The sequence below is a fragment of the Arthrobacter sp. HMSC08H08 genome (genome assembly GCF_001807575.1).
Classification (GTDB): domain Bacteria; phylum Actinomycetota; class Actinomycetes; order Actinomycetales; family Micrococcaceae; genus Pseudoglutamicibacter; species Pseudoglutamicibacter albus.
Genome location: NZ_KV789388.1, coordinates 91,507 through 114,307, shown reverse-complemented (window position 1 = coordinate 114,307; position 22,801 = coordinate 91,507). Strand labels below are relative to the sequence as shown.

Annotated in this window: 21 protein-coding genes, 1 tRNA gene and 1 rRNA gene; 17 read left to right on the top strand and 6 right to left on the bottom strand. The window is 61.0% G+C overall.

Translation table 11 applies throughout. The annotated features are described in order from the left end of the window. The first annotated feature begins 153 nt into the window (after positions 1-153). Positions 154-270 (top strand): 5S ribosomal RNA (gene rrf, locus HMPREF3175_RS05055). Positions 271-493: 223 nt separating this feature from the next. Here the strand turns inward: rrf and HMPREF3175_RS05050 are convergent. Next, positions 494-1,972: an aldehyde dehydrogenase family protein gene (locus HMPREF3175_RS05050; protein WP_070490966.1), complete on the bottom strand. Its 1,479-nt coding sequence runs from the start codon at positions 1,970-1,972 to the stop codon at positions 494-496. Between the two features lie 32 nt (positions 1,973-2,004). Then, complete coding sequence (locus HMPREF3175_RS05045) at positions 2,005-2,337, bottom strand: MDR/zinc-dependent alcohol dehydrogenase-like family protein (RefSeq protein ID WP_198020682.1); 333 nt, start codon at positions 2,335-2,337, stop codon at positions 2,005-2,007. Between the two features lie 153 nt (positions 2,338-2,490). On the opposite strand from HMPREF3175_RS05045, the gene HMPREF3175_RS05040 reads away from it, so the two are divergent. From HMPREF3175_RS05040 to HMPREF3175_RS05005, 8 genes are read left to right on the top strand one after another with little or no spacing between them, the layout of a single operon-like run. Beyond that, positions 2,491-3,588 (top strand): hypothetical protein, encoded by a 1,098-nt coding sequence (locus HMPREF3175_RS05040; RefSeq protein WP_070490964.1) that lies wholly within the window; start codon positions 2,491-2,493, stop codon positions 3,586-3,588. After that, positions 3,585-4,460: an HAD-IIA family hydrolase gene (locus HMPREF3175_RS05035; protein WP_070490962.1), complete on the top strand. Its 876-nt coding sequence runs from the start codon at positions 3,585-3,587 to the stop codon at positions 4,458-4,460. Before HMPREF3175_RS05040 ends, HMPREF3175_RS05035 begins: the two co-directional genes overlap by 4 nt. Then, positions 4,453-4,659, top strand: coding sequence for a hypothetical protein (locus HMPREF3175_RS05030; RefSeq protein ID WP_035757502.1), 207 nt, complete (start codon positions 4,453-4,455; stop codon positions 4,657-4,659). The genes HMPREF3175_RS05035 and HMPREF3175_RS05030 overlap by 8 nt, the downstream gene beginning before the upstream one ends. Then, complete coding sequence (locus HMPREF3175_RS05025; RefSeq protein ID WP_070490960.1) at positions 4,656-5,489, top strand: TlyA family RNA methyltransferase; 834 nt, start codon at positions 4,656-4,658, stop codon at positions 5,487-5,489. Before HMPREF3175_RS05030 ends, HMPREF3175_RS05025 begins: the two co-directional genes overlap by 4 nt. A gap of 25 nt (positions 5,490-5,514) precedes the next feature. Beyond that, positions 5,515-6,603 carry an NAD kinase gene (locus HMPREF3175_RS05020; RefSeq protein ID WP_141742470.1) on the top strand — a complete coding sequence of 363 codons (1,089 nt, stop codon included), beginning with the start codon at positions 5,515-5,517 and terminating at the stop codon, positions 6,601-6,603. Next, a complete protein-coding gene (gene recN / locus HMPREF3175_RS05015; RefSeq protein ID WP_035757508.1) occupies positions 6,600-8,333 on the top strand; it encodes a DNA repair protein RecN in 1,734 nt (577 codons plus the stop codon). Before HMPREF3175_RS05020 ends, recN begins: the two co-directional genes overlap by 4 nt. 40 nt (positions 8,334-8,373) lie before the next feature. Continuing rightward, positions 8,374-9,045 carry an NUDIX domain-containing protein gene (locus HMPREF3175_RS05010; protein WP_035757510.1) on the top strand — a complete coding sequence of 224 codons (672 nt, stop codon included), beginning with the start codon at positions 8,374-8,376 and terminating at the stop codon, positions 9,043-9,045. Beyond that, positions 9,038-10,021, top strand: a complete 984-nt coding sequence (locus HMPREF3175_RS05005; protein ID WP_035757513.1) for a site-specific tyrosine recombinase XerD — start codon at positions 9,038-9,040, stop codon at positions 10,019-10,021. The genes HMPREF3175_RS05010 and HMPREF3175_RS05005 overlap by 8 nt, the downstream gene beginning before the upstream one ends. A gap of 10 nt (positions 10,022-10,031) precedes the next feature. Here the strand turns inward: HMPREF3175_RS05005 and mgtE are convergent, their stop codons facing one another. After that, positions 10,032-11,375 (bottom strand): magnesium transporter, encoded by a 1,344-nt coding sequence (gene mgtE, locus HMPREF3175_RS05000; protein WP_035757517.1) that lies wholly within the window; start codon positions 11,373-11,375, stop codon positions 10,032-10,034. Between the two features lie 72 nt (positions 11,376-11,447). Then, on the bottom strand, positions 11,448-11,627 hold the full coding sequence (locus HMPREF3175_RS10290; protein ID WP_070490958.1) for a hypothetical protein: 180 nt from the start codon (positions 11,625-11,627) through the stop codon (positions 11,448-11,450). Positions 11,628-11,814: 187 nt separating this feature from the next. Between HMPREF3175_RS10290 and HMPREF3175_RS04990 the strand changes: the two genes are divergently transcribed. The 7 genes from HMPREF3175_RS04990 to argG all read left to right on the top strand — a co-directional run bounded on the left by HMPREF3175_RS04990 (position 11,815) and on the right by argG (position 20,216). Then, entirely contained in the window at positions 11,815-12,660 is an 846-nt protein-coding gene (locus tag HMPREF3175_RS04990; protein ID WP_035757520.1) for a ParA family protein, read from the top strand. Next, positions 12,657-13,643 (top strand): segregation and condensation protein A, encoded by a 987-nt coding sequence (locus HMPREF3175_RS04985; protein ID WP_256276279.1) that lies wholly within the window; start codon positions 12,657-12,659, stop codon positions 13,641-13,643. The genes HMPREF3175_RS04990 and HMPREF3175_RS04985 overlap by 4 nt, the downstream gene beginning before the upstream one ends. Continuing rightward, positions 13,640-14,242 (top strand): SMC-Scp complex subunit ScpB, encoded by a 603-nt coding sequence (locus HMPREF3175_RS04980; protein WP_070490956.1) that lies wholly within the window; start codon positions 13,640-13,642, stop codon positions 14,240-14,242. The genes HMPREF3175_RS04985 and HMPREF3175_RS04980 overlap by 4 nt, the downstream gene beginning before the upstream one ends. A 54-nt stretch (positions 14,243-14,296) precedes the next feature. Next, positions 14,297-15,376, top strand: coding sequence for a pseudouridine synthase (locus HMPREF3175_RS04975; protein WP_070490954.1), 1,080 nt, complete (start codon positions 14,297-14,299; stop codon positions 15,374-15,376). Positions 15,377-15,379: 3 nt separating this feature from the next. After that, positions 15,380-16,483 carry a prephenate dehydrogenase gene (locus HMPREF3175_RS04970; protein ID WP_070490952.1) on the top strand — a complete coding sequence of 368 codons (1,104 nt, stop codon included), beginning with the start codon at positions 15,380-15,382 and terminating at the stop codon, positions 16,481-16,483. Between the two features lie 2 nt (positions 16,484-16,485). Next, positions 16,486-18,642, top strand: coding sequence for a bifunctional cytidylate kinase/GTPase Der (gene der, locus HMPREF3175_RS04965; RefSeq protein WP_070490950.1), 2,157 nt, complete (start codon positions 16,486-16,488; stop codon positions 18,640-18,642). A 152-nt stretch (positions 18,643-18,794) separates the two neighbouring features. After that, the gene (gene argG, locus HMPREF3175_RS04960; protein WP_070490948.1) at positions 18,795-20,216 is read left to right on the top strand and encodes an argininosuccinate synthase; all 1,422 of its coding nucleotides are present in this window, start codon (positions 18,795-18,797) and stop codon (positions 20,214-20,216) included. Positions 20,217-20,358: 142 nt separating this feature from the next. Here the strand turns inward: argG and HMPREF3175_RS04955 are convergent, their stop codons facing one another. Both HMPREF3175_RS04955 and HMPREF3175_RS04950 read right to left on the bottom strand, forming a co-directional pair. Continuing rightward, on the bottom strand, positions 20,359-21,885 hold the full coding sequence (locus tag HMPREF3175_RS04955) for an amino acid permease (RefSeq protein WP_070490946.1): 1,527 nt from the start codon (positions 21,883-21,885) through the stop codon (positions 20,359-20,361). Positions 21,886-22,024: 139 nt separating this feature from the next. After that, positions 22,025-22,462: a hypothetical protein gene (locus HMPREF3175_RS04950; protein WP_070490944.1), complete on the bottom strand. Its 438-nt coding sequence runs from the start codon at positions 22,460-22,462 to the stop codon at positions 22,025-22,027. A gap of 217 nt (positions 22,463-22,679) precedes the next feature. Here HMPREF3175_RS04950 and HMPREF3175_RS04945 point away from each other — a divergent pair. After that, positions 22,680-22,756, top strand: a tRNA-Pro gene (locus HMPREF3175_RS04945). Positions 22,757-22,801: the final 45 nt, after the last annotated feature.

Below are 22,801 nucleotides of genomic sequence, written 5' to 3'. Positions count from 1 at the left end.
GGTCACCACACCACAAACCCACCCCCACACACAGCACCACAACTGCTGTCGTGAAAGGGGGCGAGGCGACACACCGATAACCACATACAGACACCACACACGTACACGTAACAGATTTCCCGCAACCCGGTACGGGTTGATGGGTGAGAGAGTTACGGCGGTTATAGCGTGGGGGAAACGCCCGGTCCCATCCCGAACCCGGAAGCTAAGCCCCACAGCGCCGATGGTACTGCAACCGGGAGGTTGTGGGAGAGTAGGACACCGCCGAACACACTATAGAAAGGATGTTGGTCCCGAAGCTCCCAACCCCCACACACAGGGGGTTCGGTCGCAGCATCGGGACCAACACCTGTATAAAACACAAACACAACACACATCGATCTTCGATTTCACAGTGTCGTGTGTCTTAACGGTAAGTGCGGCCCCTGCTTACAACAAGGCCGCACTTACCGTTTGCGCCGCGTCCTATATCAGCTGCAACGTAGATGATTCATTAGAACGGGAACTGGTCCGTCCCTTCCGAGACACTGACCCAGTGATCGGTAGTGAACTCTTCGATGGCCCACTCGCCGTTGAAACGCCCAAGACCCGAGTTCTTCTCCCCGCCAAACATCACGTGTGCTTCATCGTTGACGGTGATGTCATTGACGTGGGTCATCCCGGCCTTCACTTCGCGAGCGAAACGCATACCGCGACTCAGGTCTTGTGTGTACACAGCCGACGACAAACCGAACTCGGTGTCGTTCGCGAGTTCGAGCGCGTGGGCCTCATCGTTGGCCTTGATGATCCCGACAACCGGGCCGAAGATCTCCTCACGGAACAGCTCCATCTCCGGGGTCACATCAGCGAATACGTGCGGAGCGATCAAACGCCCCTCAATAGGGCCAGCCAGAACCTCACGCGCGCCTTCTTCGCGAGCCTGTTCGATCTTGGCAGTCACAGACTTCAGCTGACTGTCGTTGATCACCGGGCCAACGATGGTGTTGTCATCCATCTGATCGCCATAAGCGATGGATGCGGCGCGCTTAGCGTATGCATCAACGAATTCGTCATAGAGCGGGGCCTGGACAATGATGCGGTTGACTGACATGCAGATCTGTCCCTGGTGAAGGAACTTACCCATGATCGCAGCGCCAACAGCCTTATCCAGGTCCGCATCGTCGAGGACAACGAACGGAGCGTTACCGCCCAGCTCGAGCGCGACCTTCTTGATATGTTCACCGCCAACCGCCGTACGGCCCACGCCCTTACCCACCGGGGTGGAACCCGTGAAAGAGATCAGACGCGGGGTAGGGTGCTCCACGAAGTAATCGCCAATCTCCGAACCAGCACCAACAACAACATTGAGCACGCCTGCTGGCAATCCAGCCGCCTCGAAAATCTTGGCCAGCAGGAGACCGCCGGTCAGCGGTGTGTCAGATGCCGGCTTGAGAACCACCGCGTTACCGCAACCCAATGCTGGCGCGACCGAACGCATCGACAGCGTGAACGGGAAGTTCCACGGGCTAATGACACCCACCACACCCAGCGGTTCACGGAAAACGTAGTTAGTTTTGCCAGGGGTGTTGGACGGCAGGATCTGCCCAGTGATGCGGGTCGGGAAAGTAGCGGCCTCGCGCAGCGAGCCGACAGCCAAGCCGGCCTCGACCGTCGCCTTGAGCGCACTCGAGCCGGACTCCGCGCGGATCAATTCGATGATCGCGCCCTGATTCTCCTCGATCCAATCCGCGGCCCTGTTGAGGACCGCGCCGCGTTCCTTGGGCGGGAGAGCGGCCCACTCGCGTTGGGCATCTGCCGCTGCCTCGTAGGCGGCATCGACGTCTTCTTGGGAAGCCTGACGGATGGTCGCGATCGGTTCGTCATTGAACGGGTTCACGGTAGTGGCAGAACCCTGGGATGTTCCAGCGCGCCAACCACCGATGTAGAGGTCTTCAGAGATCAGATCAGCGTATGAGGACTGAGCTGCAGACATGTCTATTCCTTTCGTTTGGAAGTACTAAGAGACTACTGGTCAGCGGTCGAGACCTTCAGGACAGCCTTGATGGTGCCGCCCTCATGGGCATCGGCGATCGCCTGGTCGAGCTCGTCGAAACCATAGAAAGACACGAGCCGGTCGAACGGGAAGCGCCCTTGACGGTAGAGGTCGATCAGCGCAGGGATCAGCGTGCGGCTGTTGGACGAGCCGCCGAGCGTGCCCACCACTGTCTTACCGAACAAGGTGCGCATGTGGTCCATGGAGAACCGTGCCTCTGCAGGCGCACCGCCCACCAGGATGAACGTGCCCATCTGGCCCACCGCATCGGCGGCTTGTTCTATGACTTTGATGCTGCCGGTCAAAAGGACATGGGACACATGTGTTGAAACGGGCGGTATCAACAGACTATTTGGATAGAAAGAAAAGTGTGATTGGCGGGCTTTCCCTCGAAGTCGTCGCTAAAATGGTCAGAGGCGCTTGAGGCACGAGCGCGGCACAATCACAAAGAGGGAAACGTGGCAGACGAGCAGAAACGTCGCTCCCCACGCGGAGCAGGCCAAGAACATGGCAAGAACCACCACAACCGTGGCGGGCACAAACGTGGACACGGTGCCTCACCACGTGGAGAACGTAGTCGTGACGACTGGAAGCGCGGCGAGCGTGGTGGCCGCGACGAGCGTGGCGGGCGTCCTGACCGGCGACGCGGTGAGCGCCGTAACGATCGGCAGCGTAACGACCGCCAGCATAATGAGCGCAACCGCCCGCAGGGACGCCGTGGCGGCGACATTCGTGCGGCGAACCGTCCAGACCGCGAACGCTCACCAGAAATCGATCCGAGCGTAACCGGTAACGAACTCGATAAAGAAACGCTCCGCGAACTCCGTTTCCTCGACGAAAAGCACCGTCCATGGGTAGCGAAGCACCTCGTTATGGCCGGCGCACTGATCGATGTTGACCCTGAACTCGCCTTCGCGCACGCAGAAGCGGCATCGCGTCGTGGTGGCCGAGTTGCCCTCGTTCGCGAAGCTGTAGGGCTGACCGCGTATGCGGCCGGCAAGTACAGCGAAGCACTCCGTGAACTGCGTACCCACCGCCGCATTTCTGGCGTCCACGACCACATCGCCACGATTGCTGACTGCGAGCGTGCCGTAGGTCGCGTTGAGAAAGCCCTTGAAACGCTACGCTCCGAAGAAGCTAAGGCGCTCAAGGGCCAGCCGCGTGCCGAAGCAGCGATGGTCGAAGCTGGGATCCTCCTCGACGCCAACAAGAACGAAGAAGCCGTCAAGGCTCTGCAGATTCCAACGCTCGACAGGAACCGTGCGTTCATCTTCAGCCCACGCCTCTTTGAGCTGTACGCAGACGCACTCGAAGCCACCGGGCAAGCCGAAGAAGCGGCTACTTGGCGTGCGCGCATCCCCGTTGCGATGGAGGCGCTGGGACTCAACGATGTTGAACCAGAGATCGTAGACCTCGTGGAAGACGATGAAGACTCGGACGAGGACGAGGCCAAAGAGACCGAGGCCAAGGATGGCGCCACCAACGATGCGGAACCTAATCCATCGGGCGAAGGCGCAGCTGACGTCGAAACCAGCGGCGAGGCCAGCGCGGAATGACCGGCGCCACGCATCAGGACGCGTCCCTGCTAGACATGCATGACGCCTTGCTGTGCGACCTTGACGGGGTTGTATATGCAGGCCCGGACGCAGTTTCGCACGCGGTCGAAGCGCTGGTCGCGGCGCAGGAGGCCGGTGTTCGCGTTGCCTACTGCACCAATAACGCATCCCGCACCCCGGAAGAGGTCGCCGAACACATCAGCTCGCTGGGCATCCCGACCATGCCCGAGCAGGTCTTCGGTTCCTCGCGAGCCGCTGCGGAACATGCACGGCAGACCGCAGCGGATGCACAGCTTCAAGAGCCGACCGCTTACATCGTCGGGACCGAAGCTCTACGCCGCGAAGCCGAAAACGCGGGCTTCAAACTTGTTGATTCAGCCACCGAGCAACCCGACTTTGTGTTGCAGGGCTTCAACCCCGACGTCACGTGGCGGCACCTCGCGGAAGCCGGCTACGCGATCACCGCAGGCGCGCGATGGATCGCAACAAATACGGACACGACGATCCCTCGGGCGGAAGGTATCGCTCCGGGCAACGGGACGCTCGTCGCCGCGGTGGCGGCCGCGACCGGGCAGGAACCTCTCGTGACCGGTAAGCCCGCCCGGACGCTGATGCAGATGGCGGCGCGAGCCGTGGGAGCACAAAATCCGCTCGTGATCGGCGACAGGCTTGACACCGATGTTGCAGGCGGGAACGCTGCCGGCTTCGCTACCGCGCTAGTCCTGACCGGGGTCGATACGCTCGCATCCGCCCGCAAGGCGGAGCCTGGGCTGAAACCGCGTTACGTACTCAATGATTTACGCGACTTGCGGGCACCAGCCAACTCCTGTGTACTCGAAGACAGCGGAACTCAAGAGAGCCTGAATGACTAGCGAGAACTCACCAGAACACGACGCGGCAACGGAACAGCCGGCACAAGAGTTGCCTGGGCAGGAACAGCCTGCGCAGGAGCTGCCGGAAGTACTGCAGCCGCTAGCTGACCTCGATTCGCTACCGGTCAGCGAACATCCCGAACGGTTCAGCCGTGTTCTTGACGACCTCACCAATGTCCTGGAGAGCGATCTTCCGTGAGCGCCCCTCAACGCCTTGACGCCGCACTTGCCGACCTCGGCTATGCGCCGTCCCGCACCCGGGCGGCCGTCTTGATCCGGGAGGGCCGCGTGTTCGTCGACGGCAAGCCGGCAACCAAGCCCGCGGCCAAGGTACAGGTGGGTGCGAGCATCGTGATCCAAGAGCATGCCGAGGACCGTTGGGTGGGGCGGGCCGCCGGTAAGTTGCACGCCGCGTTGGAACGCTTGAGCACGCACGGGATCAGGTTGCCGATCAACGGGGCAACCTGCATGGACGCCGGCGCTTCGACCGGCGGGTTCACCCAGGTTTTGCTGGATCATGGGGCCGAACGTGTCTATGCGGTCGATGTGGGCCACAGACAGCTGCACCCAAGCCTCGCTTCAGACGCCCGCGTTGTGAACCGTGAAGGCGTCAATGTTCGTCACCTTGAACCGGGCTTCATCCCTGGTGGGGTTGATGTGGTGGTGGGGGATCTTTCGTTCATCTCGCTCACGCTCGTGCTGGAGCCGCTAGCTGCTCAGCTGAAAGAGGGCGGCCGGATGATGATGCTGGTCAAGCCTCAGTTCGAGGTGGGCCGTTCCGGGCTGAATAAGGCCGGGGTTGTGGTTCATCCAGCCTTGCGGCGCCACGCCGTGACGAAGGTTGTGGACTTCGCTGAACAGGCCGGGCTGGGTTTGGAACCCGTGGCTGTGCTGCGCTCTGAAGTGCCGGGGCAAGACGGAAACGTCGAGTTCTTCGTGATGTGGATAAAAGAAAACACTACGGAGACGGATTCATCCACAAGAGAGCGCAACCTCACTGCTTTGCTGGACGCCGTTGACTATTCTTGAAGATCGGTAACAACAAGGAGCGTCAGTGCGTCGGATCTTGGTCATGACCCACACGGGTCGAGAAGAAGCTGTAGCGATCGCAATGCGAGCCGCGAGAGCTTTATCGGCCCACGGGCTTTCGCCTGTCATGATGCGCGATGAAGTCGATGTGATCGGCCAGATTCACGTTGACGGCGCGATGGTGGATGTGGACACCAAGGTCGAGGTCCTCGGCGAAGGCGTGGGGCTGGATGAGCTCGAGCTCGTGATGGTGTTAGGTGGGGACGGCACGATGCTGCGTTCCGCCGAGCTCGCGCGCGGCAGCAACGTTCCGCTGTTGGGCGTGAACCTGGGGCACGTCGGCTTCCTGGCCGAGAGTGAAAAATCAGATATCGATGCGGTGGTTGAGGCGATCGTCAACCGCGCTTACACCGTGGATGAACGCATGGCGATCGATGTGCAGGTGTGGCACGAAGGCCGTCGCGGTGCGCACACGTGGGCGCTGAATGAGGCCGCCGTTGAGAAATCGAACCGTGAACGCATGCTTGAGGTAGCACTCGATGTAGATGGTTCCCCGATCTCCACATTCGGTTGCGACGGTGTAGTGTTTGCGACTCCTACGGGCTCGACCGCGTATGCGTTCTCTGCCGGCGGGCCGGTCGTGTGGCCTGAGGTTGAGGCCCTGGTGGTCGCCCCGATCTCCGCGCACGCACTGTTCGCTAAGCCGCTGGTGATCGCGCCCTCCTCCACAACCGCTGCTGAAGTGCTGACCCGCACGGACGCCACGGGTGTCTTATGGTGCGATGGGCGCCGCATGGTTGAACTGGCCCCGGGCTCCCGTGTTGAGGTGACCCGCTCCAAGACCCCGGTGCGGCTCGTGCGACTCACGAACACCCCGTTCGCTGAGCGGCTTGTGGCTAAATTCAAGCTCCCCACCATCGGGTGGCGCGGGCCTGTTGAAGACCCGGGTGTGCACCCTAAGACCTCCGAACTGCCCGCGGTGCGCCGCATCAGCGTGGTGGAACCTCCACATAATTCCGAACGCCTGCCACCGCATCGGGCAACCGAGCTTTATCACGGAGAACCTTCGGCCACCCTGTTTGAAGAGCATCCGCGGCGAGGTGAGCCACGATGATCGAGTCAGTCAACATCCGCGGTTTAGGCGTTATCGAAGAGGCCTCGCTACCATTCGGCCCGGGCCTGACGGTGGTCACAGGTGAAACCGGCGCGGGTAAAACCATGGTTGTGACCGCGCTCGGCCTGATCTCTGGGGCGCGAGCCGATTCCGGTGTGGTTCGGCGCGGCGAAGACTCAGCAGTGGTTGAAGCCACCGTGGTTGGGTCCCAGCAGGATGCCGCGTTCCAGATCGCCGCCGAGGCCGGCGCTGAAACTGATACCGAAGACGGCGCGGACGAGGCTGTTCTCTATCTTTCCCGCACGATCGCGGCGAAAGGCCGCAGCCGTGCCCATGCAGGCGGGCGGGCCGTCCCTGTAGCGGTGCTCGGCCGCATCGGTGAATCCCTTCTGACGGTTCACGGGCAGACAGATCAACTGCGGCTTCGCGGTGCTGCCGAACAGCGAGCCGCACTCGATGCCTTCGCAGGGGCCGAGCTCGAGGCTGCCCTGGCGCAGTACAAGGCTGTCTACCAGGACCTGAAGGCCGCCCGTGAAGAGCTCGCTGACGTTGAGCAGAACCGCTACGAACGTCAGATGGAAGAACAAACCCTGCAAGCCGCGCTCGAAGAGATCGATGCGGTAGACCCGCAAAAAGGCGAAGCGCAAGAACTCGATGCGCGCGCCGACAGACTCAGTCATATCGAGGAGCTACGCGAGGCCGCGGTGAGCGCGCACTCCGCGCTGGTATCGGAAGAGATCGGCGAAGCCGTGGACGTGGTCTCCCTCTTGGATGCCGCCCGGCGTGCCTTGGAAGCAGTCGATAGCCAGGACCCGGCTTTGGCTGAGCAGACTCAGCGTCTGCGCGAGGTCGGGTATGTGATCTCCGATATCGCAACCGAGCTTGCAAGCTATCAGCAAGGCCTTGACGCGGACGGGCCAGCGGAGCTTGCCGCAGTCGAGGAGCGGCGGGCAGTGCTGAACTCCTTGACACGTAAATATGCTCCCGATGTGGACGCGGTCATCGACTGGGCCGCCCAGGCTCGCGTCCGTCACCTCGAGCTATCAGATGATCCGGCGCGCGTTGAAGAGCTCGCAGAAAAGGTCGAAGCACTTACCTCCCAACTCGCCGAGCACGCCGAGCGCGTTCATACCCTACGCGCAGATGCTGCCCAACGGTTGTCCGAACGCGTGGATGAGGAACTTGCGGCCCTCGCGATGCCGAACGCCCACCTTGCGATCGAGGTCACCGAAGCCGAACCAGGCCCGCACGGCGCTGATGAGATCGCTTTCCTCCTAGCGCCGCACTCCGGCGCTGACCCGCGCCCACTCGGTAAGGGAGCATCCGGCGGTGAACTCTCACGCGTCATGCTCGCCCTCGAAGTTGTGCTCGCGGCCACTGACCCGGTCCCGACGTTCATCTTCGACGAAGTCGACGCCGGAGTCGGCGGGGAAGCGGCCGTGGAAATCGGCCGCCGCCTGGCCCGGCTGGCCCGCCACGTCCAGGTGATTGTGGTGACCCACCTGCCGCAGGTTGCAGCGTTCGGTGACCAGCACCTCACCATCAACAAGACCAGCCACAGCGAAGGCGCTGACGGGTTCACCGCATCGGACATCAAGGCACTCGATGAGGATGAACGCGTCAAAGAACTCGCCCGGATGCTCGCGGGCCAATCGGAATCCGAAGCGGCCCGAGCCCACGCGCAAGAACTACTCACAGACGCATCCCGCGAACGCAACGAAGCCACCTGAAACTCAACGTCAGCGACTCAAGAACGGTCACGAGGAGCCCATGTCCACGCATCAGTCAGAACACCAGCCCAACACCGGGGCACACGAACTCGGTGACATCCAGGTTCCTGCTGCCGTGACTGACGCGCAAACCGTGTTCAGCGGGGCGATCTTCGACATCACGCGTGAAACGTTCACAATGCCCGGGGGCGATAAGCCCATCACGCGCGAGTTCATGACCCACCCCGGCGCAGTGGGGATCCTCGCACTCGATCGAGACAACCGGGTCCTGCTGCAAAAACAGCGCCGCCAACCCGTGCGGGCTGAACTGTGGGAAGTCCCGGCAGGTCTACTGGATGTGAAAGGCGAGGCAGCATTGGATGCCGCGCGGCGCGAACTCGCAGAAGAAGCTGACCTGCGCGCAAACACCTGGCATGTTCTGGCGGACCACTACATGTCTCCGGGGTGCTCCTCGGAAGCGATGCGTATCTACCTCGCACAAGATCTGCACGAGATCCCTGAAGGTCAACGCCACGAACGCACCGAAGAAGAAGCGTTCCTGGAACCCCAGTGGGTCCCACTCGAAGAAGCTATCACCGCGGTATTAGAAGGCAGGATCGGCAACCCGACCACGGTCGTCGGAATCCTCGCGCTCGCCGCCCACAACGTGCACGGGAACCGGACCCTACGGCCAGCCGGTGCGCCATGGACGGCACGCCCGCAACATGCCTGAAGCAGCACTGAGCGCGCTTGAGAGCAGCGCGGACGTCTATCTGCAACACCTGGTTGTTGAACGCGGTCTTTCCGCCAACACCGTGGCCGCATACCGCCGCGACCTGCGGCGCTACACCGACTACCTCGCTACTCAAGGCATCACGCACCCCGGCGATGTCACCCCGCAGAACATCAGTGCGTTCCAACAGTCGCTGAGGGACGGCGCGGATGGGAAGAAGCCGCTCGCGGCACGTTCAGCTGCGCGCACGGTTGTTGCGGTGCGCGGGATGCACTCATTCTGGACGCTTGAAGGGATCACCGCCGACAACGCGGCAGCAGACATCCACCCCAACGCGGTGCCGCAACAGCTGCCGAAAGCGTTGAGCGTTCCCGAGGTCGCTCGCCTCATCGAAGCGCCTGACACCTCAACACCGGCGGGGCTACGGGACCGTGCCCTCATCGAGTTCCTGTACGCGACCGGGGCTCGCGCATCAGAAGCGGTGAGCCTCGATGTGGATGACCTGAGCCTAGCGCTAGACACAACCGAGGCTGGAACGGACCGCGACGCGGAAGGTCAGAAGCTACCCTCGGTGGTCCGGGTCCGGGGTAAAGGCGATAAGGAACGATACGTCCCGCTGGGCAGCTACGCAGTCGAAGCGCTCAACGCATACCTCGTACGGGGACGGCCCGCCCTGGCTGTCAAAGGGAAAGGTAGCCCGGCGCTGTTCCTCAACCAGCGAGGCGGCAGGCTCTCACGCCAGTCGGTCTTCAATAGCGTTACGGCCGCCGGGCATAAAGCGAACCTCACTCAAGAGATCAGCCCGCACACGCTACGGCACTCGTTCGCAACGCACCTCATCAGCGGCGGGGCGGATGTCCGTGTGGTTCAAGAGCTGTTGGGGCACGCATCGGTGACCACAACGCAGGTCTACACGATGGTTACCGCTGACACGCTGCGTGAAGTCTTCGCGACATCGCACCCGCGTGCCCGCTGAGCCGAACGGCTTAAATACCAAGAATCACAGACGCGATGCCGAAGTAAATGAGCAGGCCGGTCGCGTCGCAGAACGTGGAGATAAACGGGTTGGAAAACACTGCCGGGTCCGCGCCGACCTTCTTGGCGATGATCGGCATCATGCCGCCCACTACGGCCGCCTGAACACACACCGCAAGCAGAGTCAGGCCTATCACGGCGCCGAACGTGAAGCCGTAGATGAACCCAGTGATCACAAATGCGAGCGAACCCAGGATCAAACCGAGCACGAAACCGACCCGCAGCTCACGCCAAATCACTTTAGGCAAGTCACGAATACGCACTTCGCCCACGGCGAGCGCGCGCGTGACGGTGGTTGCGGCTTGGTTGCCGGTGTTACCGCCGGTACCGGTCAGTAGCGGGATGAAGAGCGCGAGGATCACGACTGTGGAGAGTTTGTCTTCGAAGAGGTCGAGGACTTTGACGGTCAGCGCGGCTGAGAGCGCGAGCATCACGAGCCATACGACGCGGGAACGGACGATCCGCATGATCGAGGAGGAGAGGTAGGACTTCTCGAGCGGTTCGGAACCGCCGGAGCGTGCGGCGTCTTCGGCGTCCTCTTCGCTGATGATGTCGACTGCGTCGTCGTAGGTGAGGACACCGAGTAGTCGGTGTTCGGCGTCCACGATCGGCATGGCGAGTAGTTTGCCTCCGAGGAAGCGGCGGGCGGTTTCTTCACGGGGGTCGGTTGCGTGCGCCGATTCGGCTTCGCGCATGATCTCGCGGACGCTCAGCTCATCGTTGGAGGACAGCAGGCGGCGTAGCCCGGTCACGCCGAGGAGGATGCGGGAATCGTCCAGGACCGGGAGCATGTAAATAGTTTCGGGTTCGTCGATGTGCGCTTTGACGTGGTCGATGGCCTGCTTGACGCTCCAGTCGGGGCGTAGCCACAGCACTTCCGGGGACATGTAGCGCCCGATCGCGTCTTCCGGATAGCCAAGCACCGTGGTGGTCATGGCGCGCTGCTCTGAGTCCAGCCCGGACATGAGACGGTCAGCGACCTTGGCGGGCAGCTCGTCGAAGAGGGATGCGCGGTCATCGGGGTCGAGCTCGTTGAAGATCTCTGAAATTTCGCCGTGCCGCAGCTCAGCGATCAGTTCCGCCTGAGTTGCGGGGGTGAGGCTTTCAAACACCGCGAGTGCCGTGTCTTTATCCAGAACCCGGTACACGATCGCCGCCTGTTCGGTCGGCAGCGTTTTCATGAGGTAGGCCATGTCGTGGATGGGGACCTTGCGGGCAAGATGGCCCAGCTTGATGAGGTCTGCCTCTTTTCGAGGGTGTTCCCTCAGCGAATCAATCAGGTGATCCATCGTCATAGTGACTCCTCAACCCGGGGCGGGGAACGTTGTAATATGCTGTGGCCGCTCTTACATTACCCGGCAGGCGCTTCAATCAGCTGCGAAATGAACGATGCGGGCCGCGACTCGCGCTTGCCCGGCAGGTCGCGTGCGCTTGTCTGGTGGCTCGCGTTCGGCTGAAGGCAGGTCACTTGCCAAAGTTTCGAGTTTCACTTGAGGGTCAAGGCTCGCCGATACAGAGGCGAAAATCCGGATAAACAGCTCATTCACCACTAGCCTTAAAGCACAGCACACAATTGATGCAGTGCACGGTGAAACTCAAAACAGAGTAGAACTCAGCACGGAGTACAACTCGGTACAGAGCGGAACTCGGTACAGAGTGGAACTCAGCACAGAAGGGCGGTCTGCACACGTGAGCGATCCAAACTCCTTTGGCCGAGTACCTGCGCCTGGTGGTATGCAGGAGCTCAACGCTCTAGGACGCCCCTTGACCCAACTGCCTGAACCGCCGGTTCTCACCGAACATGGACCAGCCCGCATCATTGCGATGGTCAACCAGAAAGGTGGGGTCGGGAAGACGACCTCATCGATCAACCTCGCCGCGTCCCTGGCCGAACTTGGCCGCCGCGTACTCATCGTCGACTTCGACCCACAAGGTGCAGCCTCCGCAGGCTTCGGCGTCAACCCGCACGAACTCGACCTGACCGTCTACAACGTGCTCATGGAACGCCACGTCGACATCCGCGACGCGATCCTGCACACCGACGTAGACAACATCGACCTGCTGCCAGCCAACATCGACCTCTCCGCGGCAGAAGTGCAGCTTGTCAACGAAGTCGCCCGCGAACAAGTCCTCGCCTCACAGCTACGCAACGTCTCCGATGACTACGACGTCATCATCATCGACTGCCAGCCATCCCTCGGCCTGCTAACGGTCAACGCGCTCGCCGCATCCCACGGCGTCATCATCCCGCTCACCGCCGAGTTCTTCGCGCTACGCGCCGTAGCGCTACTGATCGACACCATCGAGAAAGTGCAGGACCGCATCAACCCAGACCTACAGATCGACGGCGTGCTCGCGACCATGTACGACCAACGAACCCTGCACTCGCGTGAAGTCCTCGGCCGGCTCGACGAAGCATTCGGGGACAAACTGTTCGAAACCGTGATCCGCCGCACCGTGAAATTCCCGGACGCCACGGTCGCGATGGAACCGATCACCGAGTTCGCGCCATCCCACGCCGGAGCGCAAGGCTACCGCCGGCTGGCTAAAGAACTCATCGCACGCGGCGGAGCTCCGTGACGCTCAACCCCGCCACGGGGACACAACAGTCAGCGCCGGCAATACACACGCCCGCCGCTGAGGCTCAAGCATCAGGCACCGGGCACGAGAGCACCGCCCCTAAAGCCCCCGGTCCGGCCGCGAGCGCGAACTTCCAAGTAACGCTTGAGAACTTCAACGGCCCCTTCGAAGTTCTGGTCGAAATGCTCAGCCGACGCGACCTCGACATCACCGAAGTCGCGCTCGCCGAAGTCACGGATGAGTTTGTGGCTTATCTGCGAACACTGGCTGACGAGGTCGGAGCGACTGTCCTGGACGAGACAACAGAGTTCCTGGTTGTCGCCTCAACGCTGTTAGATATGAAGGCCGCGCGCCTGCTCCCACAAGGTGAGGTTGAAGACGCCGAGGATATTGAACGCCTCGAAGCACGCGACCTTCTATTCGCCCGGCTGCTGCAGTACAAGGCGTATAAAGAGGCCGCGAACGTCCTGGAGCACCTACTGGAGGCCGGAAGCCGTTTTGTTCCACGGCAAGTCAGGGCCGAAGATCCCGATGTTCGCGAGCACCTCCCGGAACTCGAATGGACACACACCCCGCAACAGTTCGCACAGATCGCCGCGAAAGCACTGACCCGTAAACACACCACCGAACCGGAGGCGGTCGGTACCGACCACATCCACAACGCACCTGTCTCAGTCGCGGAACAGGCCCAACACATCGCCGCCAGGCTAAGGGCAGCGAAAGCACTCACCTTCAGCGAGCTCACCGCCGATGCCGAAGCCTCGCTGGTTGTGGTCGCCCGGTTCCTGGCCCTATTGGAGATGTATAGGGACCGCGCAGTGGAGCTTGACCAAGAGTCCCCGTTGACCGAGATCATGGTCGAATGGATCGCTACCGGAGCCGGAGAGTTCCGCGTCGCTGAATACGATGGCGACGAGGAAAACGCTAACGACGTCAGCGTCAACGACGCCAGCGACGGCAACGACGCAGGAGGAACACCATGAGCCAAGAGACGGATACCACCGGTGACGCGGAAGTTCGTGAAGGGCTTGAAGCTGTTCTGATGGTCGCTGACCGGCCGCTCACCGAGGACGAACTTTCCCAGCTGCTTGAGGTCGATGCGGCACTCGTCAGCCGCGTACTGCACGGGTTGGCCGCCGAATACGATGGCGAACCGGACCCAGCAACCGCCGGCTTCGGTGCCCGCCGTGGCTTCCAGCTCCGACGAGTGGGTGGCGGCTGGCGTATTGGGGCGCGGCAGGAGCATCGTGAGCTTGTTTCTCGTTTTGTTCTTGAGGGGCAAACAGCCAAGCTGTCTGCGGCAGCGATGGAAACGCTGGCGATCATCGCCTACCGGCAGCCGGTGTCCCGCGCCCGCATCGCGAGCATCCGCGGGGTGAACGCCGATGGCGTGGTGCGTACGTTGATGACGCGCGGTTTGATCGAGCAAGTCGATACCGATGAGGTCACGGGTGCGGGTCTCTTTGGGACCACGCCGGTACTTCTGGAAAGATTAGGCGTAGACAGTCTTGATGAACTTCCTGATCTGTCGCCACTTTTGCCAGGTGTTGAAAACTTGGATGATGTACTGCCCTCGTTGTGATAATGACGGCGAAGGCGGATTAGTCATTCGCTAATCATAAGGACGTTGAGACGTATGACTCGCCAGACTGGATCGAATCCGCGTGGGGGTTCGTACCGCCGCGGGCACGGTAAGCCGAAACAGCAGCCGAAGGGGCATCAGGCGGGGCAGGTTCGTCGTGGCCGCGCTCCCAAACAGGACGAGGTTGAGCAGCACCTGGGCGGCCAAAAGCCACAGCGTCCGAGCCAAAAGACACAGCGCGGTAGTCAGAAAGGCGGCGGACACAAAGGCGGCGCGAACGGGCGTGACCAGAAGCCGCGTGGTCCGCGGGCTTTCGCTCAAGAGCGGTTCAATGATCTAGGTCCGGTGCGTCGGCGCCGTCGCGGCCCGTCGACCCCGGTGAATGCGGGGCCGCGGAAGGAACACAGCGAAGGCGAGCGTCTGCAGAAGGTCATGGCGAACGCGGGTGTCGCATCGCGCCGTGCAAGTGAGGAGATCATCCTCGCGGGCCGTGTTGAGGTCAACCATCAGATTGTGACTGAGCTGGGTACGCGTGTGGATCCTGAGGTGGACGTGATCCACGTGGATGGGATCCGTCTTCAACTGGACACGGAGAAGACCTACCTGGTGTTCAATAAGCCGGCAGGTGTCGTGACCTCGATGAACGACCCGGAGGGCAGGAAAGACATTTCAGATTTCTTGCGTGAAGGTCAGGCTGAGCGCTTGTATCACGTGGGCCGTCTGGATTATGAGACGGAAGGGCTGCTGTTGTTGACCAACGATGGCGAGCTGGCCCACCGTTTGACGCATCCGTCTTTCGAGGTGGCTAAGACGTATCTGGTTCAGATCCGTGGCCCGTTGCCTGAGGGCGTGGGCGCGCAGATGCGTGAGGGGATCGAGCTTGAGGACGGTTTGGCGAAGGTTGATTCGTTCCGTCTGGTTGATGGCGCGGGTAAGGACCTGGTGGCCGAGGTGGTTTTGCACGAGGGTCGCAACCGGATTGTGCGTCGCCTTTTTGATGCGGTGGGTTTCCCGGTACGTCGCTTGGTGCGTACCCAGATTGGCCCAATCACGTTGGGGCAGCAGCGGCAAGGTTCGGTGCGTCGCCTGAATAAGACTGAGGTGGGGCATTTATTGGCGGAAGTGGGTTTATAGGCTGTGGCTGAGGGGTACCTTCAGGGGCCCGTTCTGGTGATTGGGACGGGGCTTTTGGGAACGTCGGCGGCTTTGGGTCTGCGTTCTGCAGGCCTTGAGGTTGGTTTGCGGGATGCGTCTCCGACCGCGCAGCGTATTGCCGTGGATATGGGGGCCGGGTTTGTGGCGCCGCGGGGCACGGATTTCGCGCCGGCTTTGGTGGTTGTTGCCACGCCGCCGGATGTGACTCCGGGTGTTGTGGCTGAGGCTTTGGCGGAGTTCCCTGAAGCTGTTGTGATCGACCTTGCCTCGGTTAAGGGCTCGGTCATTGACGTGTTGAAGGCCAACGACGATGTGGCTGAGGCTGATCTGGCTCGTTACGTTGGCTGCCACCCGATGGCTGGGCGTGAGAAGTCTGGGCCTGCCGCTGCCCGGGGTGCGTTGTTTACGGCCTCGCCGTGGGTTGTTGTCCCGCATGAGGGATCCACCTCGCATGCGGTGAAGACGGCGAAATCGGTGGGTTTGGATTTGGGTGCCTCGATCACGGTGATGGATGCGAAGACCCATGATGCCGCGGTCGCGTTGGTTTCGCATTTCCCGCAGATCGCGTCTTCACTTTTGGCTTCGAGGCTTTTGAACGCTTCGGCGTCCTCGTTGGCGTTGGCGGGTAATGGTTTGCGGGATACAACCCGGATTGCGGCGAGTGACCCGAAGTTGTGGATTCAGATTCTGGCGCATAACGCTACCGAGTTGATTCCGATTTTGGAGGGTTTGCAGTCGGATTTGGATCGGTTGTTGGCCACGTTGCGTGACCCTTTCGCGTCTGGTGCTGCGTTGGATCTTGCGGAGTTGATGACGGAAGGTAATCAGGGGCAGGCGCGTATTCCTGGTAAGCACGGCGCGCCGCCGCAGTCTTTCGCTACGGTTTCTGTGATTGTGAATGATGAGCCTGGCCAGGTGGCCCAGTTGTTGACTGATATGGGTGAGGCCGGCATCAATATGGAGGACCTGCGGATGGAGCATTCGGCGGGTTATGAGGTTGGTTTGGTTGAGATCCAGGTTTTGCCTGGGCGTCGCGATGAGCTCGTGTCTGTTTTGACGGGCTTGGATTGGAAGGTTGTGCAGTGAGTATGGATGCGCAGGATGCTTTTGGTTCTCTGATTGTTGCTATTGATGGCCCGGCGGGTTCGGGGAAGTCGTCGGTGTCTAAAGAGGTGGCCCGGACGTTGGGTTTGGGCTACCTGGATACTGGCGCGATGTATCGTGCGGTGACGTTCGCGGCGTTGGAGTCCGGTATTGATCTCTCGGATCAGGATGCTGTTGCCCAGGCTGTGATCGAGGCTGATATCCAGTTGTCTACTGACCCTGATGATCAGCGGGTTGTTGTCAACGGCCGGGATGTGACTAAGGAGATTCGTGAGCCGCGGATCTCTGAGCGGGTTTCTGATGTTTCCACGAATCTGAAGGTGCGCGAGAACCTTGTGGAGCGGCAGCGTAACGCGATTGAGGACGCGGGCCGGATTGTTGCTGAGGGCCGCGATATTACGACGGTGGTGGCGCCTTTCGCTGATGCGCGCGTCTTGCTCACGGCCTCTGAGGAGGTGCGGATGAAGCGCCGTGGCTTGCAGTTGAATAACACGCAGTCCGCGCAAGCCTTGGCGCAGCAGGTGGGGGAGCGCGATAAGAAGGACTCCTCGGTTGTGAACTTCATGGAGGCTGCTGAGGGCGTGACGCTGGTGGACACGTCCGAGTTGAATTTTGAACAGTCTGTTGAGGCGGTTTTGACGGTTGTTGAGCATGAGGTCAGCAAGCAGGCCAGCGCGATTGTCGATGGTGATGATGAATCGGATGAGCAGCGTGCTGAGGCGTTGCTGGCTGGCTTGCAGGACTATGAGCTCGATGACGAGGATGCCGCGCTTCTAGCTGGTGAGGGTTGGGAAGCCGATGAGGCTGGTGAGAACCCTCCGGTGGTCGCGATTGTGGGCCGCCCGAATGTGGGCAAGTCCACGCTGGTGAACCGTATTCTGGGGCGCCGTGAGGCGGTTGTTGAGGACCTTCCGGGGGTCACTCGTGACCGTGTGACCTATGACGCGGAGTGGAACCTGAAGCGTTTCCGTGTTGTGGATACGGGCGGTTGGGAAGCTGATGCGAAGGGCATGGACCGCTTGGTCGCTGAGCAGGCTGAGCGTGCCGTGGACGTGGCTGACGTTGTGGTTCTTGTGGTCGATGCGGTGGTGGGCGCTACCGCGGCCGATGAAGCGATCGTGAAGATGCTACGCCGCAAGGGCCGACCGGTCTTGTTGGTTGCGAACAAGGTTGATGGCCCGTCACTTGAGGCTGATGCGATGGCTCTGTGGAACCTTGGTTTCGGTGAGCCGCATCCGGTCTCGTCTTTGCATGGCCGGGGGACCGCGGACGTTTTGGACGAGCTGATCAAGATGCTGCCGGAGGAATCAGCTTTCGGCGAGGCCGAGCCGGAGGGCGGGCCGCGCCGCGTGGCGCTGCTAGGCCGGCCGAACGTGGGTAAGTCTTCGCTTCTGAATAAGCTGGCAGGCCATGAGCGTGCAGTGGTTTCCGATGAGTCCGGCACTACACGTGACCCGATCGATGAGTTCGTGGAACTGGATGGCCGGATCTGGAAGTTCGTTGATACGGCCGGTTTGCGCCGCAAGCAACATATGGCATCTGGTGCGGACTACTATGCATCTCTGCGCACGGCGTCGGCGCTAGACAAAGCCGAGGCGGTCGTCGTGCTTTTGGCTGTTGATGAGGAGTTGGCGGAGCAAGATCAGCGGATCCTGCAGCAAGTGATCGAGGCGGGCCGTTGTTTGGTCTTGGCGTTCAATAAGTGGGATAAGCTCGATGATGAGCGCCGCTACTACCTTGAACGGGAGATTGAGCAGGACCTGAAGCATGTTTCCTGGGCTCCGCGAGTGAACATTTCGGCGAAGACTGGCTGGCATAAAGACAAGCTCGCGCCAGCGTTGGATATCGCCCTGGAATCGTGGGACCGCCGTATCCCTACAGGCAAGCTCAACTCTTTCTTAGGTGAGCTGGTCGCTGAGCATCCGCACCCGCTGCGCGGCGGTAAGCAGCCTCGTATTCTGTTCGCGACGCAGGCGAGCGCGCGGCCACCTAAGTTCGTGCTGTTCACCACAGGCTTCCTGGACCCGGGCTACCGGCGCTTTATCGAACGCCGCCTGCGTGAGACGTTCGACTTCCGCGGGACCCCGATCGATATTCAGATGCGGGTGCGTGAGCGCCGCGGAAATAAGCGCAAAAAGTAACACTGGGTGCGCGGTTTCTCACGTTGAGACCGTGGATGCCGCACGAGTGCGCGGGCGCATGATGGTGCGCCCGCTGGAACTGTGACGCCTAGGATGCGGAAGTGACGTCTCGGATTCGGGGGCGTAAATTGTCCAACGTTAGAATGGCGAATATGTCTAAGGTTCTTTCCAATCTGCCCGTCGGCGAGCGAGTCGGCATTGCTTTCTCAGGTGGCCTCGATACGTCTGTGGCTGTCGCGTGGATGCGTGAAAACGGTGCGATCCCGTGCACCTATACCGCGCACATCGGCCAGCCTGATGAACCGGACATCGAGGGTGTACCTGGCCGCGCGAAAGAGTACGGCGCGGAGATCGCACGCCTGGTTGATGTTCAGGATATGCTGGTTCAGGAAGGTATCGCCGCACTTCAGACGGGTGCTTTCCATATTCGTTCCGGCGGTAAGACGTACTTCAACACCACGCCTATCGGGCGCGCAGTGACCGGCATGATGCTGGTGCGCGCCATGAAGGAAGACGGCGTGAACATTTGGGGTGACGGCTCCACATATAAGGGCAACGACATCGAGCGTTTCTACCGCTACGGCCTCATGGCCAACCCGAACTTGAAGATTTACAAGCCGTGGCTTGATTCGAAGTTCGTTGACGAGCTCGGTGGCCGCCAGGAGATGTCCGAATGGCTCACCGAACGCGGCTTCCCGTACCGTGACTCCGCCGAGAAGGCGTACTCGACGGACGCGAACATTTGGGGTGCAACGCACGAAGCGAAGGATCTCGAGTTCCTCAACAACGGTGTGAACCTGGTTGAACCAATTATGGGTGTGGCTCCGTGGGATGAATCGGTTGAGATCAAGACCGAGGACGTCACGGTGACCTTCCATGAGGGCATGCCGGTTGCGATTAACGGCGTCGAATATGAAGACAAGGTTGAGCTGGTTAAGGAAGCCAACCGTATTGGTGGCCGTCACGGCTTGGGTATCTCTGACCAGATCGAGAACCGTATCATCGAAGCGAAGTCTCGCGGTATCTATGAGGCTCCGGGCATGGCGCTTCTGCACATCACGTACGAGCGCCTGGTCAACGCGATCCACAACGAAGACACGATCGCGACCTACCACAACGAGGGCCGCCGCTTGGGTCGCCTCATGTACGAGGGCCGCTGGCTGGATCCGCAGGCACTCATGCAGCGCGAGACGCTAATCCGTTGGGTAGCTTCCGCTGTGACCGGTTCGGTGACGCTGCGTCTGCGCCGCGGTGACGACTACTCGATCATGAACACCGAGGGCCCGAACTTGTCCTACCACCCTGAGAAGCTTTCGATGGAGCGCGTGGGTAACGCTGCGTTCGGCCCGGATGAGCGGATCGGCCAGCTCACGATGCGCAACCTGGATATCGCTGACTCGCGTTCCCGCTTGGAGCAGTACGCGACCCAGGGCATTGTTGGCGGGGTGACCGCCCAGCTTGTAGGTGAGCTTGAGGCTGGTGGCGCTGACGCGATTGTTGCCGGCGCCGAGCAGGCCGATGAGGAACTGGATGAGGCATCGAACCGTGCAGCATTCGACATGGGTACCGACTAACCCAGGGGTATCCTACTCAGCAACCCAGCGCACGGCGTGCTGAGTCTCTCACTGACTCGAAACGTAGCGATGGGGCTGCGGTTCAGACGTTCAGACTGAACCGCAGCCCCATCGTTGTTTTGGATCGTAGTTCTAAAGGTTTTTACTCTTCGTTTGGTTCTGGGCTTACTTCCTGGCGTGGATCGTATTCGCCGGGTTTGAGGCCGGAGACGTCGATCTGATCGAGTGGGATGAGGCGGCCTTGTTTGGTGATGAGGGCGTGGATACCCCAGATCGCGAGGAAGATCGGCAGGCCGATGTATGAGGAGAGCACGGCTATGAGGTTCCCGTTTTGGATGGCTTCGAAGTTTTGGCCGATGATGACCACGAAGATCACGCTCAAGCCGACGATGGGCCCGAACGGGTAGAGCGGGGCCTTATACGGAAGCTCGGAGAGGCTGTGGCCTTGTTTGACGAAGGCTCTACGGAAGCGCAGGTGGCTCCAGGAGATGCCCGCCCAGACCGTGAAACCGCACAGCGCGGAGATGTTGAGTAGCCATGTGTAGGCCTGGCCTTCGCCCATGAGATGGGTAGTGAACGCGAACCCGCCGATCGCGGCAGTGGTGAGTAGCGCTGGGACAGGGACGCGCCGCTTGGACAGCCACGTGAAGATCTTGGGTGCACGGCCGGATTCGGCGAGTGCGTAGAGCATGCGGGTTGAGGAGTACAGGCCCGAGTTACCTGCGGAGAGGATCGCGGTGAGGATCACGGCGTTCATCACGCCTGCGGCGAGTGCGATGCCGGCGCGGTCGAACACGAGAGTGAACGGGGATGCGGTGATGTCTTCGTCGTTGGCGGCCGCGAGCAGGCTCGGGTCCGTGTAGGGGAGCAGGAAGCCGATCACGGCGATCGCTGCGATGTAGAAGATCATGATGCGCCAGAACACGCCGCGGATGGCTTTCGGCATGTCGCGGCGCGGGTTCTTCGATTCTCCTGCGGCGACGCCTACGAGTTCGGTGCCTTGGAAAGAGAAACCAGCAACCATGAACACGGCGATGGTGGACCATGGGCCGCCCACGAACGGGGCTTCGCCTGTGGTCCAGTTGTGGAAGCCGGGGGATGGGCCGCCGATGATGCCGATGATCATGAGCACGCCGAGCACGAGGAAGACTAGGACCGTCACGACTTTGATGAGGGCGAACCAGAACTCGGATTCGCCGAAAGCGCGGGCTGAAAGTGCGTTGATAGTAGTTAGGAGAATGAGGAAGACGGCCGCCCAAACCCATCCGGGTACGTCGGGGAACCAGAAACGCATCACAAGCCCTGCTGCTACGAGTTCCGCGGCGAGGGTGATGGCCCAGTTGAACCAGTAGTTCCAGCCGGTAGCGAACCCGAATGAGGGGGATACATAGCGGGAGGCGTAGACCTCGAAGGAGCCTGCCACGGGTAGGTGGGTGGACATCTCACCCAGTGACTGCATAACCATGAGCACTACGAAGCCGATGAGTGCATAGGCCAGTAGCGCGCCGCCGGGGCCTGCTTGGGAGATGGTTGCACCAGATGCGAGGAATAGTCCGGTGCCGATCGCGCCTCCGATCGCGATCATGCGCATGTGGCGTGCGTGCAGGCTTCGGTTGAGCCTGTCTGCCGCATCGTTATGTGTGTGAGACGTGTGTTTGGTTGTGCCCATGGGGTGCCCTTCGCTTGTGTAGAGAACGCGTGAGGAGCTCACATCATGAGCGAAGACCTTACTCCTTTCTGGCCGCTTATGGGGGATAAAGTCACGAAGTGACGCAAGCAGGAACAGGCGGCAATAGCTTCTGCTGTGTTTACTGGTCTACGTAGGTGCAGAGGGCGCGGCCGGGTTTGACGTTGTCTTGGTGTTCAGCCACGACTTCACCGTTGATGAGGATGGTGCATTTTGCTGCCAGGTGCGCGGCTTGTGGCACGTCGAAGCTCACGCGCACGTCGGAGAGGTCGTTGCTTTCACGTTTCACAACGATCGGTTCGGTGGTTGCGGTGTCGAGTGTGCCGTGTTCACCGCCGATTGCTGGGCCGAGCTTCCAATCCATTGAGGTGAGGTCGGCCGGGTTGGTTGTGGTGGTTTGGGGTTGGGTTCCGGTTTCCACGGCGATGACGCGGAACTCGACTTCCACGGTTTCGGCGCCACAACCGGTGAGGCCCGCCCCGATCAACGTTGTAGCAAGACCGGCCCCGAGCATCTTGGGCAAGCGATGAGCAGGTGTTGAGGCGTGGCGGGTGAACATACGGGCCTTTCAGTGTTTTGCGATCCATAATCGAAGCGTCAGTGATCTGTGATTGATCCGCGATTGTTCTGAGTTGTTGATCGTCATCATTGTCTCATCTGCTGATGAGCCGCGCGGGACTGCCATCGATTGGTCGCGTCATCGCGGCATAGTGTACGGTTGATCCGAGTCCGTCCCACCTTGTTTGGGTAGAGCCTATACAGTGCTGGATGGGTTGCGGGCTATGGCGCAGCTTGGTAGCGCGCTTGTCTGGGGGACAAGAGGTCGTCGGTTCAAATCCGGCTAGCCCGACCACGTTATATCGCTGGCGGGGTCACAACAGTTGTTGTTGTGACCCCG

What these genes read in the sequence shown, in the direction of transcription:
- argG (WP_070490948.1), top strand. Translation starts at nt 18,795, where the DNA reads ATGTCTAAGGTTCTTTCCAATCTGCCCGTCGGCGAGCGAGTCGGCATT.
- HMPREF3175_RS04975 (WP_070490954.1), top strand. Translation starts at nt 14,297, where the DNA reads ATGACTCGCCAGACTGGATCGAATCCGCGTGGGGGTTCGTACCGCCGC.
- recN (WP_035757508.1), top strand. Translation starts at nt 6,600, where the DNA reads ATGATCGAGTCAGTCAACATCCGCGGTTTAGGCGTTATCGAAGAGGCC.
- HMPREF3175_RS05010 (WP_035757510.1), top strand. Translation starts at nt 8,374, where the DNA reads ATGTCCACGCATCAGTCAGAACACCAGCCCAACACCGGGGCACACGAA.
- HMPREF3175_RS05050 (WP_070490966.1), bottom strand. Translation starts at nt 1,972, where the DNA reads ATGTCTGCAGCTCAGTCCTCATACGCTGATCTGATCTCTGAAGACCTC.
- mgtE (WP_035757517.1), bottom strand. Translation starts at nt 11,375, where the DNA reads ATGACGATGGATCACCTGATTGATTCGCTGAGGGAACACCCTCGAAAA.
- HMPREF3175_RS05005 (WP_035757513.1), top strand. Translation starts at nt 9,038, where the DNA reads ATGCCTGAAGCAGCACTGAGCGCGCTTGAGAGCAGCGCGGACGTCTAT.
- der (WP_070490950.1), top strand. Translation starts at nt 16,486, where the DNA reads ATGGATGCGCAGGATGCTTTTGGTTCTCTGATTGTTGCTATTGATGGC.
- HMPREF3175_RS04990 (WP_035757520.1), top strand. Translation starts at nt 11,815, where the DNA reads ATGCAGGAGCTCAACGCTCTAGGACGCCCCTTGACCCAACTGCCTGAA.
- HMPREF3175_RS04955 (WP_070490946.1), bottom strand. Translation starts at nt 21,885, where the DNA reads ATGGGCACAACCAAACACACGTCTCACACACATAACGATGCGGCAGAC.
- HMPREF3175_RS05035 (WP_070490962.1), top strand. Translation starts at nt 3,585, where the DNA reads ATGACCGGCGCCACGCATCAGGACGCGTCCCTGCTAGACATGCATGAC.
- HMPREF3175_RS04980 (WP_070490956.1), top strand. Translation starts at nt 13,640, where the DNA reads ATGAGCCAAGAGACGGATACCACCGGTGACGCGGAAGTTCGTGAAGGG.
- HMPREF3175_RS04950 (WP_070490944.1), bottom strand. Translation starts at nt 22,462, where the DNA reads ATGTTCACCCGCCACGCCTCAACACCTGCTCATCGCTTGCCCAAGATG.
- HMPREF3175_RS05030 (WP_035757502.1), top strand. Translation starts at nt 4,453, where the DNA reads ATGACTAGCGAGAACTCACCAGAACACGACGCGGCAACGGAACAGCCG.